Source organism: Brachybacterium sp. AOP42-C2-15 (assembly GCF_052377065.1).
Classification (GTDB): Bacteria; Actinomycetota; Actinomycetes; order Actinomycetales; family Dermabacteraceae; genus Brachybacterium.
Window position 1 is genome coordinate 31,616 of sequence record NZ_JBQSWK010000016.1, and the last position, 16,937, is coordinate 48,552.

Annotated in this window: 18 protein-coding genes; 16 read left to right on the forward strand and 2 right to left on the reverse strand. The window is 68.8% G+C overall.

Annotation, left to right across the window (positions count from 1 at the left end):
• The first annotated feature begins 41 nt into the window (after positions 1-41).
• The 14 genes from prfA (at position 42) to ACT3SQ_RS10605 (ending at position 12,364) form a co-directional block, all read left to right on the forward strand.
• Positions 42-1,178 (forward strand): peptide chain release factor 1, encoded by a 1,137-nt coding sequence (gene prfA, locus ACT3SQ_RS10540; RefSeq protein WP_441444772.1) that lies wholly within the window; start codon positions 42-44, stop codon positions 1,176-1,178.
• Positions 1,178-2,083, forward strand: coding sequence for a N5-glutamine methyltransferase family protein (locus tag ACT3SQ_RS10545; RefSeq protein ID WP_441444773.1), 906 nt, complete (start codon positions 1,178-1,180; stop codon positions 2,081-2,083). The genes prfA and ACT3SQ_RS10545 overlap by 1 nt, the downstream gene beginning before the upstream one ends.
• The gene (locus tag ACT3SQ_RS10550; RefSeq protein WP_441444774.1) at positions 2,080-3,090 is read left to right on the forward strand and encodes an L-threonylcarbamoyladenylate synthase; all 1,011 of its coding nucleotides are present in this window, start codon (positions 2,080-2,082) and stop codon (positions 3,088-3,090) included. Before ACT3SQ_RS10545 ends, ACT3SQ_RS10550 begins: the two co-directional genes overlap by 4 nt.
• A complete protein-coding gene (locus ACT3SQ_RS10555; RefSeq protein ID WP_444601124.1) occupies positions 3,087-4,211 on the forward strand; it encodes an MraY family glycosyltransferase in 1,125 nt (374 codons plus the stop codon). Before ACT3SQ_RS10550 ends, ACT3SQ_RS10555 begins: the two co-directional genes overlap by 4 nt.
• Positions 4,195-4,704, forward strand: a complete 510-nt coding sequence (locus tag ACT3SQ_RS10560) for a hypothetical protein (RefSeq protein ID WP_441444776.1) — start codon at positions 4,195-4,197, stop codon at positions 4,702-4,704. The genes ACT3SQ_RS10555 and ACT3SQ_RS10560 overlap by 17 nt, the downstream gene beginning before the upstream one ends.
• Positions 4,705-4,963: 259 nt before the next feature.
• A complete protein-coding gene (atpB, locus tag ACT3SQ_RS10565; RefSeq protein ID WP_441444813.1) occupies positions 4,964-5,707 on the forward strand; it encodes a F0F1 ATP synthase subunit A in 744 nt (247 codons plus the stop codon).
• Positions 5,708-5,815: 108 nt separating this feature from the next.
• Positions 5,816-6,043 carry an ATP synthase F0 subunit C gene (gene atpE / locus ACT3SQ_RS10570; RefSeq protein ID WP_087485484.1) on the forward strand — a complete coding sequence of 76 codons (228 nt, stop codon included), beginning with the start codon at positions 5,816-5,818 and terminating at the stop codon, positions 6,041-6,043.
• Positions 6,044-6,053: 10 nt separating this feature from the next.
• Positions 6,054-6,599: a F0F1 ATP synthase subunit B gene (locus tag ACT3SQ_RS10575; RefSeq protein ID WP_441444777.1), complete on the forward strand. Its 546-nt coding sequence runs from the start codon at positions 6,054-6,056 to the stop codon at positions 6,597-6,599.
• A gap of 9 nt (positions 6,600-6,608) precedes the next feature.
• Positions 6,609-7,424, forward strand: coding sequence for a F0F1 ATP synthase subunit delta (locus ACT3SQ_RS10580; RefSeq protein WP_441444778.1), 816 nt, complete (start codon positions 6,609-6,611; stop codon positions 7,422-7,424).
• 85 nt (positions 7,425-7,509) lie between these two features.
• On the forward strand, positions 7,510-9,135 hold the full coding sequence (gene atpA / locus ACT3SQ_RS10585; protein ID WP_444601125.1) for a F0F1 ATP synthase subunit alpha: 1,626 nt from the start codon (positions 7,510-7,512) through the stop codon (positions 9,133-9,135).
• Positions 9,136-9,205: 70 nt separating this feature from the next.
• Complete coding sequence (locus tag ACT3SQ_RS10590) at positions 9,206-10,120, forward strand: F0F1 ATP synthase subunit gamma (RefSeq protein ID WP_441444780.1); 915 nt, start codon at positions 9,206-9,208, stop codon at positions 10,118-10,120.
• 51 nt (positions 10,121-10,171) lie between these two features.
• Positions 10,172-11,629 carry a F0F1 ATP synthase subunit beta gene (gene atpD, locus ACT3SQ_RS10595; RefSeq protein WP_441444781.1) on the forward strand — a complete coding sequence of 486 codons (1,458 nt, stop codon included), beginning with the start codon at positions 10,172-10,174 and terminating at the stop codon, positions 11,627-11,629.
• Positions 11,626-11,907, forward strand: coding sequence for a F0F1 ATP synthase subunit epsilon (locus ACT3SQ_RS10600; RefSeq protein ID WP_441444782.1), 282 nt, complete (start codon positions 11,626-11,628; stop codon positions 11,905-11,907). The genes atpD and ACT3SQ_RS10600 overlap by 4 nt, the downstream gene beginning before the upstream one ends.
• 16 nt (positions 11,908-11,923) lie before the next feature.
• Positions 11,924-12,364, forward strand: a complete 441-nt coding sequence (locus ACT3SQ_RS10605; RefSeq protein ID WP_441444783.1) for a DUF2550 family protein — start codon at positions 11,924-11,926, stop codon at positions 12,362-12,364.
• Positions 12,365-12,490: 126 nt separating this feature from the next.
• Here ACT3SQ_RS10605 and ACT3SQ_RS10610 read toward each other — a convergent pair whose 3' ends face one another.
• Positions 12,491-13,720 (reverse strand): N-acetylglucosamine-6-phosphate deacetylase, encoded by a 1,230-nt coding sequence (locus tag ACT3SQ_RS10610; protein ID WP_442332091.1) that lies wholly within the window; start codon positions 13,718-13,720, stop codon positions 12,491-12,493.
• A 131-nt stretch (positions 13,721-13,851) separates the two neighbouring features.
• Positions 13,852-14,559 carry an endonuclease NucS gene (gene nucS / locus ACT3SQ_RS10615; RefSeq protein WP_441444785.1) on the reverse strand — a complete coding sequence of 236 codons (708 nt, stop codon included), beginning with the start codon at positions 14,557-14,559 and terminating at the stop codon, positions 13,852-13,854.
• A 196-nt stretch (positions 14,560-14,755) separates the two neighbouring features.
• On the opposite strand from nucS, the gene ACT3SQ_RS10620 reads away from it, so the two are divergent.
• Positions 14,756-15,781 carry a hypothetical protein gene (locus tag ACT3SQ_RS10620; protein WP_444601126.1) on the forward strand — a complete coding sequence of 342 codons (1,026 nt, stop codon included), beginning with the start codon at positions 14,756-14,758 and terminating at the stop codon, positions 15,779-15,781.
• Positions 15,778-16,869, forward strand: a complete 1,092-nt coding sequence (locus ACT3SQ_RS10625; protein WP_441444787.1) for a hypothetical protein — start codon at positions 15,778-15,780, stop codon at positions 16,867-16,869. Before ACT3SQ_RS10620 ends, ACT3SQ_RS10625 begins: the two co-directional genes overlap by 4 nt.
• Positions 16,870-16,937 lie beyond the last annotated feature (68 nt).

The window sequence follows — 16,937 nt, forward strand, 5'->3', positions numbered from 1 at the left end:
TGTGAGGGTTCGGAGCCCGGGCCGCAGAGGAAGATGCACCGATGAGCGAGCAAGACGCTGCAGATCGCCTCGCTCCGCTGCGCCTCGAGCATGCCCGACTCCAGGAGTCGATGGCCGATCCCGCCCTGCATGATGACCCGGCCCGTGCCCGACGAGTCGGTCGGCGCTATGCGGAGCTGGAGAGCGTGCTCGCCGCCTCCGCGCGGATGGAGAGCACTGCCGCGGATCTCGCGACCGCCCGCGAGCTCATCGCCCTGGAGGACGGGGACGAGGAGCTGATCGCAGAGGCCGAGCAGCTCGCCGCCCGCCTCGAGCACGAGCACGAGCATCTCGACGACCTGCTCGCCCCTCGCGATCCCGACGACGCACGCGACGTGATCCTCGAGATCAAGGCAGGAGCGGGCGGCGAGGAGTCCGCTCTGTTCGCCACCGAGATGCTGCGCATGTACCGCGCCTATGCCGAGTCCAAGGGATGGCGCCTGGAGGTGCTGACCTCCGCGGAGTCCGACCTCGGAGGCCTCAAGGACGTCACCGTCGCGATCACGGCTCGCACGGCGACCGGGCCGGGTGACGGCGTCTACGCGCATCTCAAGCATGAGGCGGGCGTGCACCGCGTCCAGCGGGTCCCGGTCACGGAGTCCCAGGGGCGGATCCATACCTCCGCCGTCGGCGTGCTGGTGCTGCCCGAAGCGGACGAGGCCGATGAATCGGAGCTGCTGGCCGAGGCGATGGCCCCCGCGAACCTCCGCATCGATGTCTTCCGCTCGAGCGGCCCGGGCGGGCAGAGCGTCAACACCACCGACTCCGCAGTGCGGATCACCCACCTGCCCACTGGAGTGGTGGTCTCCTGCCAGGACCAGAAGAGCCAGCTGCAGAACCGCGATCAGGCGCTGCGGATCCTCCGCACCCGCCTGCTGGACGCCCGCCGCGCCGAGCAGGAGGCGCAGTCCTCGGCGACCCGCCGCCTGCAGGTCCGCAGCGTTGACCGCAGCGAGCGCATCCGCACCTACAACTTCCCCGAATCCCGGGTCGCGGATCACCGCACCGGGTACAAGGCCGGCAACCTCTCCCAGGTCCTCGCCGGGGACCTCGACGACCTGATCGCCTCTTCCCGGACCGCCGAGCGGGACGCCCGCCTGGCCGATGCCCGCGCGGGCACCCCCGAGGAACGGCTCTGATGGACGCCCGAGACCTGCGCGCCCGGCTGCGCACTGCACTGGCCGAGACCACCCAGCGGCTCGGAGCGGCCGGGGTGCCTTCCCCGAGCGTCGATGCCCGGGCACTGATCGCCCATGCGGCGCGGACCGAGCAGCCGCTGGTGATGCTCGATGAGCTCCCGGCGGACTTCTCCGCAGACCTCGAGCGGCTCACCCTCCGCCGCGAGCGGCGGGAGCCGCTGCAGCTGATCCTCGGGCGCGCGCCTTTCCGCCGACTGATGCTCACGGTGCGTCCCGGAATCTTCATCCCGAGGCCGGAGACCGAGCTGGCCCTCGACCTCCTGCGCGAGCACCTCCCGGATGCTCCCACCCAGGTGGCGGACCTCTGCTCGGGCTCCGGTGCGCTGGGCGCTGCGGTGCTCGACGAGATCCCCGGCGCCGCCGTGCTGGCCATCGAGGTCGATGCCGCTGCGGCGGCGCTGAGCACCGAGAACCTCGAGCTGGCGGGACCCGGCCGTGGTCGGGTCGTGCAGGCGGACCTCAGAGCGGCGATCCCGGAACTGGTCGCCGCTGCACCCTTCGACGCGATCCTCTCCAACCCTCCCTATATCCCGCCCGACGCCGTGCCCCGTGACGTGGAGGTCATCGACCATGACCCGCACCGCGCACTCTTCGGCGGCGGGGACGACGGCCTGGAGGTGCCGCGAGCGGTCATCGCTTGGGCCGGACGCCTGCTGCGACCCGGCGGAGTGCTGATCATGGAGCACGCGGACGTCCAGGGCGCAGCGACCCGCGCCCTCGCCGCCGAGCTCGACGGCTTCGACCTGCTGACCACCGCCCCCGACCTGACCGGCCGCGACCGTTTCCTCATCGCGCGCCGCTCCCAGGGGGCACCGAACCTCGGAAGTGAGAGACTGTCCCGGTGAGCGTGCACGACACACAGAACCCAGAGAACCGCGAGGAAGCCCTCGCCGCCGCCGTCGACGCCGTCCGCGGAGGTGAGCTGATCGTCCTGCCGACGGACACCGTCTACGGCATCGGCGCGGACGCCTTCACGCCGGAGGCGGTCGAAGCGCTGCTCGAGGCCAAGGGCCGCGGCCGGGACACCCCGCCGCCGGTGCTGATCGGCGACCACGCCGTGCTGCTGGCACTGGCCGCGGACCTCCCCGACTATGTCGAGGAGCTCGCCGAGGAGCTGTGGCCCGGTGCGCTGACCCTGATCCTCACCGCCCAGCCCTCGCTCACCTGGGACCTGGGCGAAACGCGCGGCACCGTGGCGTTGCGGATGCCTGAGGACGAGGTGGCGCTCGAGCTGCTGCGTCGCACCGGCCCGCTCGCCGTCTCGAGCGCCAACCGCCACGGCAAGCCCGCTGCGAAGAGCGTCCTGGACGCGGCGACCCAGCTCGGTGATTCGGTGGCGATCTACCTCGATGGGGGACCGGCCCGGATCGGCTCGAGCTCCACCATCCTGGACACCACCGTGACCCCTGCGGAGATCGTCCGCGAAGGCGCCATCAGCAAGGAGCGGATCATCGAGGCGGTCGGGGACATCTTCACCGCCCCCGAGCCCGAGCCCGAGGCGGAGCCGGAGACGGATCCCGAGGATGCCGAGCAGCCCGGGGAGGAGGCCGCAGCGACCGACGCCGCAGCGGCGGGGGAGCTGGAGGCCACCGATGAGGGGTCGGCCGGCATCACCCCGGGCGATGCAGACGAGGCCGGCAATACCCCGCCCAACACCCCGCCCAACCCCCCGGCCAACCCCCCGGCGTCGTCGGACGACTCCGTCCTGGACCTCCCCTCCGAGCCGGAGCAGTCCGCGGCCAGTGCCGAGCTGCCGCTCGCCGAGACTCCGCTGGACGGGATCGGTGAGGCCCCTGCCGCACCCGGGGACAGCGGCGCGGAGGACGGTCCCGCGGAGAACACGCCCGGGTGAGGATCTATCTCTTCCTCCTGCTGCTCGCAGCGGCGGTCGCCTACCTGGTAACCCCTGCTGTGAGGCTGCTGGCTCGGCGCGCAGGGGCGATGACAGCGGTGCGGGACCGTGACGTGCATGATGCCGTCACGCCCCGGCTCGGCGGCCTCGCGATGCTTGTGGCCGTGGTCTGCGCGATGCTGGTCGCGAGCAACGTGCCCTTCCTCGAAGGGCTCTTCCGCGATTCTCGGCAGCCCTGGGCGATCCTCGCCGCAGCAGGCCTCGTGTGCCTGCTCGGCGCCGCTGACGACAAATGGGATCTGAACTGGGTGACCAAGCTCGCCGGCCAGGTGCTGGCGGCGCTGCTGCTGGCCTGGCAGGGCGTGAGCCTGGTGACCCTGCCGATCAACGGCGTCACCGTCCTCTCGGGGCGAACTGCTCTGATCCTCACCGTGCTGGTGGTGGTGGTGAGCATGAATGCGGTCAACTTCGTGGACGGCCTCGACGGCCTTGCCGCCGGAGTGATGGCGATCGGCGGCTCCGCCTTCTTCGTCTACGCCTACACGCTCACCCGCAGCTCCTCGGCCACGGACTACTCCTCGCTGGCCGCGCTGCTGACCGCAGTGATGATCGGGGCGTGCCTCGGCTTCCTGCCCCATAACCTCACCCGCGCCCGCATCTTCATGGGGGACTCGGGGTCGATGCTGCTGGGCCTGCTGCTCGCGGCGAGCACCATCGCGGTGACCGGCCAGGTCGACCCCGGCAGACTCTCGGGCGCGGACTTCTTCGGCCAGTTCCTGCCGATCCTGCTCCCGATCGGGGTGATGGTGGTCCCGTTCCTGGACTTCGCCCTCGCGGTCGTGCGACGGATCGGCTCCGGCAAGTCGCCCTTCCACGCGGACAAGGCGCATCTGCACCACCGCCTGCTCAGCCTCGGGCACAGCAAGCGCACCGCTGTGCTGATCATGTACACCTGGACCGTGGTCATCTCGGTGGGGCTGCTGCTCCCACTGGTGCTCCCGATGCGCACGGTCGTCATCTTCTGGGTGATCGGTCTGCTGTTCGCCGTCCTACTCACCTTCGACCCCCTCAGATGGCGCTCCGGCCGTCACCGGAAGGAATCCGATGTCCCCTCACCCTGAGACCCCCGACGCTCCCGAGCAGGCCAGCCGCAGGACCTCGCCGCCCCGCACCGCTGGCGACCGGGCCATGCAGCGCGCCACGCTGATCGCACTCGCCGTGGGTGTCCTCCTGGCAGCGGTCGTGGTCGTCATCGCCGCCACGCGCCCGGACCCCGCAGCCCTCTGGGGTGCGCTCGTCGGCTCGGCGCTCACCCTCGTGATGGTGCTGCCGACAGTGGGCATCACCTTCCTCGGAAAACGGCTCACCCCGATCTCGATGGCCGCGACCGTGCTCGGCAGCTGGGCCGTCAAGATGTTCATTGTGATCCTCGTCCTGATCGCCGTGAAGGACCTGGCGAGTGTGTCCACGCCGTGGATCGGGCTCGCACTGCTGGTCGGCGCGGTCTCGGCGGTGCTCGTCGAGGCCGTGCTGCTGGCCCGCACCCGCCAGCCCCTGGATGTGGAGCCCCATCAGGGCGCCGAGGAGGAGCCCGAGGCCACTGCCGGAGTATGAGTCTCTGTTATGCTTCCGGAGGCGCTCGACCGCTGATCACGGCATAGAACTGTGAACCAGACGAGGGCTGATCGACCACCCGGGCCGCCATGGCGTCGTCCATCGCCGTACGCACGGTGGCCGCACCGCGAGTGGACTCGATCTGGCATGACCATCCAGGCCGTCCTCGACGGTCGAACGAATCTGGGAGATCGAGCTGAACACCGCAGACCTCAGTCCCGCACTCTATGCAGAGGACTCCTTCTTCCATATCCCCACGCTGGGGGAGTTCTTCCCGGAGGCGCTCCTCTTCGAGGGGACCTGGTTCGAGTTCAACCGCGTCCAGCTGGTGCGGCTCATCGTCCTCGCCGTCGTGCTGATCGCCATGTGCATCATCGCCTCGCGGGCCAAGCTCGTTCCCGGACGCGTCCAGAGCGTCGTCGAGCTCGTGATCGACTTCGTGAACAACAACATCATCGCGAACACGCTGGGCCTCAAGGATGGCAAGCGTTTCGCCCCGATGCTGATCACGATGTTCTTCTTCATCCTCTCGATGAACCTGGCCGGTGTGATCCCCGGCCTGAACCTCGCCGGCACCTCGGTGATCGGGCTGCCTCTGCTGCTGGCCCTGTGGACCTTCGTCACCTACGTCGGCGCCGGCATCAAGAAGCATGGCTTCCTGGGCTACCTGAAGTCCGAGACCATGCCCCCCGGCATCCCGTGGCCGATCTACATCCTGCTGATCCCGATCGAGCTGCTGCAGGTCGTCGTGATTCGCTGGGCATCGCTCACCATCCGACTGCTCGCGAACATGGTCGCCGGACACATGATGATCGTCGTGTTCATCGGCATGACCCACGCGCTGCTGTTCTCGGGAGACTGGCTGATCGCGATCAGCCCCTTCGCCGGAGCGATGGCCATCGGCATCTACGGCTTCGAGATCTTCGTCGGCGCACTGCAGGCCTTCATCTTCACGATGCTGACCGCCGTGTACATCCAGCTCGCGACCTCCGACGAGCACTGACCCCCGCCACGGCGGGCGGCCTCGCGGCCACCGCCGAGCGGTGCTTTCCCGCCTGACCCCCAAGAACCTGATCGTCGCCCCCACGCGGCACAACGAAAGGAAACCCCCATGGAGCCCACGATCCTCGCTGAGGTGTCCGGCAACATTGCGACCATCGGCTACGGCCTCGCCGCCATCGGCCCGGGCATCGGCCTCGGCATCCTGGTCGGCAAGACCGCTGAGGCTCAGGCTCGTCAGCCCGAGATGCGCTCGCAGCTGCAGACCACGATGCTGATCGGCGTCGCCTTCACCGAGATCCTCGCGCTGCTGGCGATCGTCACCGGCCTGATCTTCTGAGGCGGAGCAGATGATTCTGGCAGAAGCAGGGGGAGAAGTCCCCGGCTGGCGGCTGCTCATCCCGCTCCCGCAGGAGATCGCCTGGTCGGCGATCTTCCTGCTGATCTTCGTGCTCGTCTTCATGAAGTTCGTGCTCCCGCGCATGAACGCCGTGCTGGACGAACGCTCAGAGAAGATCGAGGGCGGCATCCGCAACGCGGAGAAGGTCCAGGAGCAGGTCGACCAGCTCAAGAGCGATCAGGAGCAGGAGCTCGCTGCCGCTCGGCAGGAGGCCGCTTCGATCCGCGAGAAGGCCCGCGCCGACGGTCAGAAGATCGTCGACGAGGCCCGTACCCGTGCCGACGCCGAGAACGAGCGCGTGCTCGCCAACGGCCGTCAGCAGCTGAGTGCCGAGCGGATCGCCGCCTCGACCGAGCTGCGCGGGGAGGTCGGATCGCTCGCAAGCGATCTGGCGTCCAAGATCGTCGGCGAGTCACTCACCGACGATGAGCGCTCCCGCCGTGTGATCGACCGGTTCCTGGACGACCTCGAGTCGAGCCAGACCACCACCCGATAAGGAACCGTGATGCGAGGAACCTCCTCCACCTCCTTCGCCGAGGTGCTCCGGCAGGCCGAAGCCGCTTTCGCAGGCGGCAACGGTGCACTGGAGTCCGAAGCCCAGGAGCTGTTCTCGGTGGCAGATGCCATCGACTCCAGCAACCAGCTCGTGCGCACGCTCTCCGACCCCGGCCGACCGGCCGCGGTCAAGGAGGCCACCGTGCGTGCGCTGCTGAACAGCCGGGTCAGCCCGCAGAGCCTCGAGCTGACGCTCGAGATCGTGCAGCGGCGCTGGTCCGAGCAGGAGGACATCCTCGACGCTCTCGAGCTGCTCGGCGTCTCGGCGCTGCTTGCCCAGGCGCAGTCCGAGGGCGTGCTCGAGCAGGTCGAAGGAGAGCTGTTCGAGATCTCCCGGCTGATCGACGACAGCGGTGATCTCACTGCGGCGCTCGACGGCTCTCGGGAGGATCCCGCGCAGCGCGCCACCATCCTGCGCTCGCTGCTGGAGGGTCGCACCCACCGGCTCGCTCTCGCCCTCGCGGCCAGAGCTGTCGGACGTCGCACCGCGACCAAGCCGGCCCGGCGGGTCGAGGAGTTCGCACGCTTCGCCTCCGATCGTCGTCGGCGCGTCTTCGCTGCAGTATCGAGCGCGGTGCCCCTGAACGAGGCACAGCAGTCCCGACTCGGCGCGGTCCTCGCCGGGATCTACGGCCGCGAGGTTCAGATGAACCTCCAGGTCGACCCTGATGTCGTGGGCGGTCTCCGGATCCAGGTCGGCGACGACCTCTACGACGCCACCGTGCTGGCCCGGCTCTCCCGAGCCCGGTCGCAGCTGGTGGCCTGACTTAGTCCCGACGCCCCGGCGTCCCCAGCACTTTGTGAAGACCATCCCCCCCCAGCGGGGAGACCGAGAGGAAGCGAAGCACCAGATGGCGGAGCTCACGATCAGCCCGGAGGAGATCCGGAACGCCCTGGACACTGCGGTGTCCACCTATCAGGCAGGCGCCACCGAGCGCGAGGAGATCGGCCGCGTCAGCGAAGCCGCCGATGGCATCGCGCGTGTCGAGGGCCTGCCGAACGTCATGGCGAACGAGCTCGTCCGCTTCGAGGACGGCACCCTCGGCCTCGCGCTGAACCTCGAGCTGCGCGAGATCGGCGTCGTCGTGCTCGGCGAGTTCACCGGCATCGAGGAGGGCCAGCAGGTGCGTCGCACCGGCCAGGTCCTCTCCGTGCCCGTCGGTGACGGCTACCTCGGCCGCGTGGTCGACCCGGTCGGCACCCCGATCGACGGCCTCGGCGAGATCGAGACCGTGGGCCGCCGCGCCCTCGAGCTCCAGGCTCCCGGCGTCATGCAGCGCAAGGCCGTCAAGGAGCCCATGCAGACGGGCCTCAAGGCGATCGATGCGATGACCCCGATCGGCCGTGGCCAGCGTCAGCTGATCATCGGTGACCGGCAGACCGGCAAGACCGCCATCGGGATCGACACGATCCTGAACCAGAAGGCGAACTGGGAGTCGGGCGATCCGGACAAGCAGGTGCGCTGCATCTACGTCGCCATCGGCCAGAAGGGCTCGACCATCGCCTCGGTGCGCGCGACGCTCGAGGAGAACGGCGCGATGGAGTACACCACCATCGTCGCCGCCCCGGCCTCTGACCCCGCGGGCTTCAAGTACATCGCTCCCTACACCGGTTCGGCCATCGGCCAGCACTGGATGTACGAGGGCAAGCACGTCCTCATCATCTTCGATGACCTCTCGAAGCAGGCCGAGGCGTACCGCGCCGTGTCGCTGCTGCTGCGCCGCCCGCCGGGCCGTGAGGCCTACCCGGGTGACGTCTTCTACCTGCACTCGCGCCTTCTCGAGCGCTGTGCGAAGCTCTCGGACGAGATGGGCGGCGGTTCGATGACCGGCCTGCCGATCATCGAGACCAAGGCGAATGACGTCTCGGCGTACATCCCGACCAACGTCATCTCGATCACCGACGGCCAGTGCTTCCTGCAGTCGGACCTGTTCAACTCGAACCAGCGCCCTGCGGTCGACGTCGGCATCTCGGTGTCCCGCGTCGGCGGCTCCGCCCAGACCAAGGCCATGAAGTCGGTCTCGGGCACGCTGAAGATCGACCTCGCCCAGTACCGGGACCTCGAAGCCTTCGCGATGTTCGCCTCGGATCTCGACGCCGCCTCGAAGCAGCAGCTGAGCCGCGGCGCTCGCCTCATGGAGCTGCTCAAGCAGTCCCAGTACTCGCCGTTCCCGATGGAGGAGCAGGTCGTCTCGATCTGGGCCGGCACCAAGGGCAAGTTCGACGACCTCGAGGTCGAGGACGTGCGCGAGTTCGAGGGTCAGCTGCTCGAGCATCTCCGCCACAACGGCGGCGTGCTCGAGGCGATCCGCACCACCGGCAAGTTCGAGTCCGCCACCGAAGAGGAGCTCTCGAGCATCCTCGACCAGGTCAAGCAGGACTACCTCGCCGGCAAGGGCGACGGTGCGGTGCGCAACGACGAGAGCGGCCGACTGGCAGCCGATCAGATCGAGCAGGAGCAGATCGTCCGCGGCTGATGCGAGCTGCCGCCGCCTCTGAGGAGGCGGCGGCATCCGCCGGACGCATCCACCCCGCACGAGGAGAGACATGGGAGCCCAGCAGAGGGTTTACAAGCAGAAGATCCGTTCAGCCCAAGGGATGAAGAAGATCTTCAAGGCCAAGGAGATGGTCGCCGCGTCGCGCATCGCCAAGGCCCACGCCCGGGTGTTGGCGACGACGCCGTACGCCGATGCGCTCACGCGCGCCATCGGCTCGGTGGCCACCCACTCCGATGAGATCACGCACCCGTTCCTGGACAGCGAGCGCCAGCAGACGGGCCGTGCGGGAATCCTGATGATCACGGCGGACCGCGGCATGACCGGTCCGTACTCACACAACGTGATCCGGGCGGCGGAGCAGCTCGCGAACACGCTCCGCGACGAGGGCAAGGAACCGGTGATGTACGTCGTCGGCCGCAAGGGCGAGTCGTACTACCGCTTCCGAAATCGTCCCCCGCATCGCGCGTGGACTCCGTACAAGGAGAACGAGCTGCCGAACCTCGGTCGGGAGATCGCGGGAGTCCTCACCGGGGATCTCCTCAGCGAGGACCCGGCCGTGCACCTCGACGAGCTGTATGTCGTGGGCACCCAGTTCAAGACCCGGTTCGTCCAGGACACCAAGTCCATCCGGATGGTGCCGATGGGTCTTGTGGCGCCCGGGGCAGTCGAGACTCGACCGGCGTTCCCGCTGTACGAGTTCGCTCCCGACGCCGACACCGTCGTCGCGGAGCTGATGCCGCGATACGTCGAGTCGAGGATCATCAACATCCTGCTGCAGGCGATGGCTTCGGAGCACGCTTCCACGCAGCGCGCCATGAAGTCCGCTACCGACAACGCGGAGACCCAGATCCGAAAGTTCACCCGACTGGCGAACTCCGCCCGTCAGGCGGAGATCACCCAGGAGATCACGGAGATCGTCGGCGGCGCCGACGCCCTCTCGGGATCTGGCCGCACCGAACGCTGAGACCCTGGCCGACAGCGCCCCGCGCGTCGGCCCGACATGGAGAGAACGCACATGACCACCACCGCCCCCGTTCCGACCGCGACCGCCACCGGGCGCGTCGCCCGCGTCACCGGCGCCGTCGTCGACATCGAGTTCCCCCCGGGGAACATCCCGAACCTCTACAACGCGCTGACCATCGAGATCTCGGCGGAAGGCTCGGGCCTCGAGGCCTCGACCCTGACGCTCGAGACCGCCCAGCACCTGGGCGACGGCATGATCCGTGCGATCGCTCTGAAGCCGACCGATGGCCTCGTGCGCGGTCAGGCCGTGACCGACACCGGCGCCCCGATCTCCGTGCCCGTGGGCGATGCGACGCTCGGTACGGTCTTCGACGTGGTCGGGAACCCGCTGAACAAGCCGGCTTCCGAGCTCGAGATCTCCGAGCGCTGGCCGATCCACCGCAAGGCACCGAACTTCGACCAGCTCGAATCGGCGACCACGATGTTCGAGACCGGCATCAAGTCGATCGACCTGCTCACCCCCTACGTGCAGGGCGGAAAGATCGGCCTGTTCGGCGGCGCGGGCGTGGGCAAGACGGTCCTCATCCAGGAGATGATCTACCGCGTGGCGAACAACCACGACGGCGTCTCCGTCTTCGCCGGCGTGGGCGAGCGCACCCGTGAGGGCTGGGACCTCATCGAGGAGATGACCGAATCCGGCGTCATCGAGAAGACGGCCCTCGTCTTCGGCCAGATGGACGAGCCGCCGGGCACCCGCCTGCGCGTCGCGCTCTCGGCACTGACCATGGCGGAGTACTTCCGCGATGTGCAGAGCCAGGACGTGCTGCTGTTCATCGACAACATCTTCCGCTTCACCCAGGCGGGCTCCGAGGTCTCGACCCTGCTGGGCCGTATGCCCTCTGCAGTGGGCTACCAGCCCAACCTGGCCGACGAGATGGGTGTGCTCCAGGAGCGCATCACCTCGACCCGCGGCCACTCGATCACCTCGATGCAGGCGATCTACGTCCCGGCCGACGACTACACCGACCCGGCTCCGGCGACCACCTTCGCCCACCTCGACGCCACCACCGAGCTCTCGCGTGAGATCGCCTCGCGCGGCCTCTACCCGGCGATCGATCCGCTGACCTCGACCTCGCGGATCCTCGACCCGCGCTACGTGGGCCAGGACCACTACGACACCGCGGTGCGCGTGAAGCAGATCCTCCAGCGCAACAAGGAGCTGCAGGACATCATCGCTATGCTCGGCGTCGATGAGCTGTCCGAGGAGGACAAGGTCATCGTCTCGCGTGCGCGCCGCATCCAGCAGTTCCTCTCCCAGAACACGCACCTCGCGAAGCAGTTCACCGGCGTCGACGGCTCGGACGTCCCGCTGCGCGACACCATCGAGGGTTTCCGCGGCATCTGCGACGGCGAGTTCGACCACATCACCGAGTCCGCCTTCTTCAACGTCGGCGGGATCGACATGGTGCTCGAGAACCAGCACCGCATCGACAAGGAGCTCGGCGCGTGAGTGCGCTCGACGTCACCTTCGTCACCGCGGACCGGACCGTCTGGACCGGAGAGGCCGCGCAGGTCGTCGTGCCTGCCGTGGACGGCTCGATGGGCATCCTGCCCCAGATGCAGCCCACCCTGGCGATCCTCGGCACCGGCACGGTGCGGATCATCGACCAGGACGGCCACGTCGAGCAGCTTGCCGTGGACGGCGGCTTCGTCTCGGTCGACTCCGATGTCGTGACCATCGGCGTGGACGACGCGACGAGCGTTCCGTCGCAGGACTCCCGGTTCTGATCCGCGCCCTCCGACCATGACAGAGCTGAGCATCCCGATCCTCCTGCTGGGGGTCGGGATGCTCGTCGTCGTGGCCGCGTTGCTCGTGGTGCTGCGCCAGGTGCTGGTCTCTCGCCGCCGAGGTGCCTTCGAGTGCACGCTGCGGCGCCGGGGGCTGGTGGGCGGCACCAGCTGGCAGCACGGCCTGATGCGCTTCGGCAACGACCGGCTGCGCTGGTTCCGGGCCTTCTCGCTGCGGGTGCGCCCCGAGGTGGTGATCCGCCGGATCGACATCCTGGACGTCTCGCGGCGTCGCCTCCCGTCCCCGATCGAGGGCGGGGAGGACTCCTATCTCCTCGAGTTCGACCTGCGCGGCGGGCGTGAGGTCAGCGCGATCGTGGACCTGGTCTCCGGGGCGGCGCTGAACTCCTGGCTCGAGGCCGCACCGACGGGGATGGTCCTCGGCGACGCCGACTGAGACCCTCACCCCATCATGCGGCTCTGGAGCCCTAAGGCCTTAGCACGCGAGCTCCCTAAGGCTCGCCAGAGGCCCAGAGGCCCAGAGCCTCAGAGCAGAGGTTCAGAGCCTCAGACGCTCAGAGCCTCAGACGCTCACGGTCTCGCCGCTACGCAGCACGGTCATGGGCCTCAGCTGCGCATCTGCCAGCACCACATCGGCACGGCGGCCTGCGGCCAGCATCCCGATCCGATCCTGCATGCCGAGCACCGTGGCCGGCACTGTGGAGGCCGCACGCACGGCGCGGACCAGGTCCACCCCGGCTTCGGTGACCGCGAAGCGGACCACGTCAAGCAGATGCGCAGTGCCACCGGCGATCGACGTGCCGCCGGTGAGGGTCGCCACCCCCGCATCGACCGTGACGTCGAGCGCGCCGAGCCGGTACTGGCCGTCCGGCATCCCGGCCGCCGCCATCGCGTCGGTCACCAATGCCACGCTGTCCTCGTGAGCGATCGTGAAGACGTGGGCCACGGTGCGGGCATCGAGGTGGACGCCATCCGCGATCACCTCGACCACCAGCTCCCCGCGCGCGGCGGCATCCAGAGCGGCGAGTGCGGGGCCGGGATCCCGATGATGGATCGGACGCATTCCGTTGAACAGATGGGTCGCGGTGGGCAGCGCGGAACGACCGTGCTCCCGCCGCAGCTCGGTGCGGGAGAGTTCGATCGCCCGTGTCATCTGGGCGCTGCTGCCGTCGGTGTGACCGAGCGAGGGGAGTGCCCCGACCTCGGCCAGCGCCTCGATCACCGCGTCGGCGTCTTCTGCTTCCGGGGCCACCGTCATGGTGACGAGAGCGCCGCCGGCGATCTGGGCGAGCTCGCGGACCAGATCGGCATCGCCGCCGGTGATGTGCTCGGGATTCTGGGCCCCGCGCCGGGCGACGGAGATGAACGGGCCCTCGAGATGGATCGCCGCGATCTCGCCGTCGGCGGCGAGCTGGGCGAGATCCGCGACGCGAGAGCGCAGCGTCTGCGCATCGGCGGTCACCAGAGAGGCGACCAGGCTGGTCGTGCCATGTCGACGATGCTCGTGCACCGCAGTGAGCAGCTCGCGAGGATCACTCGCATCGGGGAACGACGCCCCGCCACCGCCGTGGCAGTGCAGGTCCACCAGCCCGGGAAGGATGATGCCGTCGTGGGAGAGGACCTTCGTCGCCCCATGCCACGGAGCCAGTGCGGCGGGCCCGGCCCAGAGGATGTCGCCTCCTCCGATCAGCACCAGCGCGTCCGGCACCAGCCCCTGCTCGAGCACGGCAGTTCCGCGCAGGACCAGATCGGCGGTGAGTGCGGGGGACCGCTCAGGCTCGGACGTGCTCATGGTCGCTCCTGGTCAGGCGGTGGATGCCGACGGCGCCATCGGATCAGGCGCGACGGTCAGAACAGAGAGGGTCGAAACAGAGACGGTCGAAACAGCGACGGTCAGAACAGAGACTGCTAGAACAGAGGCAGTCAGAACAGACGGGATTCGGCGTCGTCGATGCCGCGCAGGGCGTCGTAGTCGAGGGTCACGCAGTCGATGCCGCGGTCACCGGCGAGCACCCGGGCCTGCGGCTTGATCGCCTGGGCGGCGAAGATGCCGCGCACCGGAGCCAGCAGCGGGTCACGATTGAGCAGCTCGAGATAGCGGGTGAGCTGCTCGACGCCGTCGATCTCGCCCCGTCGCTTGATCTCAATTGCGACAGAACCGCCGTCCTGGTCGCGGGCGAGGATGTCCACCGGGCCGATCGCGGTGAAGTACTCGCGGCGCACCAGGGACCAGCCCGTGCCCAAGGTCTCGATGTTGTCCGCCAGCAGAGCCTGGAGATGGGCTTCGACCCCGTCCTTCTGCAGGCCGGGATCCACGCCGAGCTCATGGGAGGAGTCCTCGAAGACCTCGTGGAGCCGCACCCGCAACCGGTCGCCCGTCTTCCCGTGGACCACGTCCCACTGCTCGAACCAGCCGCCCTCGGGATCGTCTGCAGCCTCCTCGTCGCTGCGACGCGTGGTCGACAGCGTGCAGGGAGGGCTCATCCAGTTCAGGGGCTTGTAGCTTCCCCCATCGGAATGGATGAGGACGCTGCCATCGGCTTTGATGATCAGCAGCCGAGGGGCCAGCGGGAGATGGGCGGTGAGCCGACCGGTGTAGTCGACAGAGCAACGGGCAACGACGAGACGCACCCATCCAGGGTACGTCACCGGCCGTGGCGGTCTGGTCCCGGGCCGGAGGATGAGAGTTCGATGAGACGTTCATGAGAAGGGCTTTACCCAGGTGCAGATGCTCACTAGGGCCTGGTCTGGGATCCGCGCCGCTCGTATCGTGAACAGGTCCCCGCACCGGTCCCGATCCCGGGCCACCCCGAAGGAGCTTCCTACCGTGCAACGACCCCTGGCAGTTCTGTTGATCCTCATCGGAATCATCGGACTCGTGCTGGGCCGCCTGGGGGAGACCACCTGGGCGCCCGAGACCGAGACCACCGCGACGGTAACCTTCGACGATCCCGGCTCTGCCGTGGTGATCGACCCGGGTGTGCTCTATGTGGGCGGCGAGGAGGGGAAGGTCGTCATCGAAGGCGCCTCTGACGTCTCGGTCATCACCGCTGCGAACGGCGATATCGATGCCTACCTCGAAGACGTCCGCTACACCCGGATCACCGGCGCCGATGACTGGACCACGCTGAGCACCCAGGAGGTCAACCCCGAGGGTGCCGCGGAGCTGACCGATCCCACCACGTCTGACCTCTGGCGGTCCGTGGAGACGAAGCCCAGCCCCTACACGATCGATGTCGCGGACTTCTGGGCGGGCGAGAATGGGGAGAACGCGCAGGCCTACCGGCCACTGCTGATCGTCACCGACGGCACCGCCCCCGGCGCGGACAAGGTCTCCATCACCTGGCCCGTCGACGCGGAGAACGAATGGGTGCCCTTCGCCTACGCCGGTGGCGCCGCGATCGCCGTGATCGGGCTGGTGCTGCTGGTGGTCTCGATCGGCGGCCGCCGACGCGATGAGGACGAGGACTGGAGCGTCGAGGACGGGGAGCCCGGCGTCGCGGACCAGGCCGCTCCGGCCCTGGCCGGTGCCGCAGCCGGCGGGAGCGAAGCTGTTGCGACCGTCGATGAGTCCGACGCCGACGAGCCCGACGTCGATTCCGCGGACCTCACCTCCGCTGACGCCGCACCTGCTGACGCCGCACCTGCTGACGCCGCACCTGCTGATGGCGCGGCCGCTGGCGCCGCACCCGCTGACGACGTGGCTGCAGGCACCGAGACCGCCGGTACGGATCCGGTGCCGGAGGAGAGCGTCTGGTCGCTCGGAACGCCCGGCACGCCCGGCACCGAGGACGACGACTCGGATCCTGCCGGACCGGTCCGGCTCTTCGGCGATGACGAGGAGCGCCGATGAGCCGCCACGACCTGCCCTACCCTGCATCGAAGGACACCACCATGAACAGCCGATCCGTCGGTCGCCGCGGCCTCTTCCTCGGTGCCGGAACCCTCATGGCGAGCGGACTCCTCGCCGCCTGCACGGCCGAGCTCGCACCGCCGGAGGCCCCGCCCACCGGCGAGCCGCGAGAGGAGCCCGCTCCGGTCCAGACCACGGAGCAGTTCGCGACCATCGTGCCCGAGGTCAATGCCGCAGTGGTCGCCGCCGATGAGGCGCGGGACGCGGCGCTGCTCGCCCCGCGTGTCTCCGGATCCGCCGCCGAGTTTCGCACTGCCGCCTACGCCATGATCGCCAAGGCAGAGGAGTGGGCCGAGGACCTCAAGGTCCCCGGCACCGAACTGATCGTCCCGATGACCTCCGTGACCGCAGAGTTCCCCCGGGTCGCGATCGCGCTGGTCCAGGACTCGGTGGCGGAGGACGGGGTCCCGTACTTCATGGCGCTGCAGCAGGCCGATGCGAAATCGCCCTACAGCTCCTGGGGCTGGGCTCAGCAGGCCGTGGGGATCGAGATGCCCGTGGTCGCCAACGAGCTGATCGGTGCGGAGCAGGTCACCGCGGACACCGAAGGCCTGGTGATGACTCCGGCCGAGGCGCTCGCGCTCTACGCCAAGGTGCTCACCGGCGGCGATGCCGACGACGCCGAGGACCTGCTCGCTCCCAACCCTTTCCAGGCCGGCACCCATGAGCGCATCCAGACCGAGCGCTCCGAGCTCAACGCCGGGGTCGAGTGGGACGAGGCTGCGACCGTGCGGGAGAGCTACACCGTCAAGGACGGCGAGCTGCTCGGGCTGCGCACCGATGACGGCGGGGCGATCGTGATGGGCACGCTGATGTCCACCCGGAAGGTCACCATCAAGGACGGCGCCACGATGCGCTACGCCGAGGACAACAAGTACACCAAGGTGATCGGGAAGAAGGAGTTCACCTCCGAGTACATCCGGGAGTACGGCACCCATGTCGCGCTCTACATCCCGTCTCAGGACGCAGGTGGACAGGTCCAGCCGATCGGCGCCACGCAGACCGCGCTGAATGCCAGCGGGAAGTGACCGGGCAGGCTCAGCGCATGCCCGGCACGACTCCCTAGACTGGGTCCGTCCTGCAGTCGTCGAAGGAG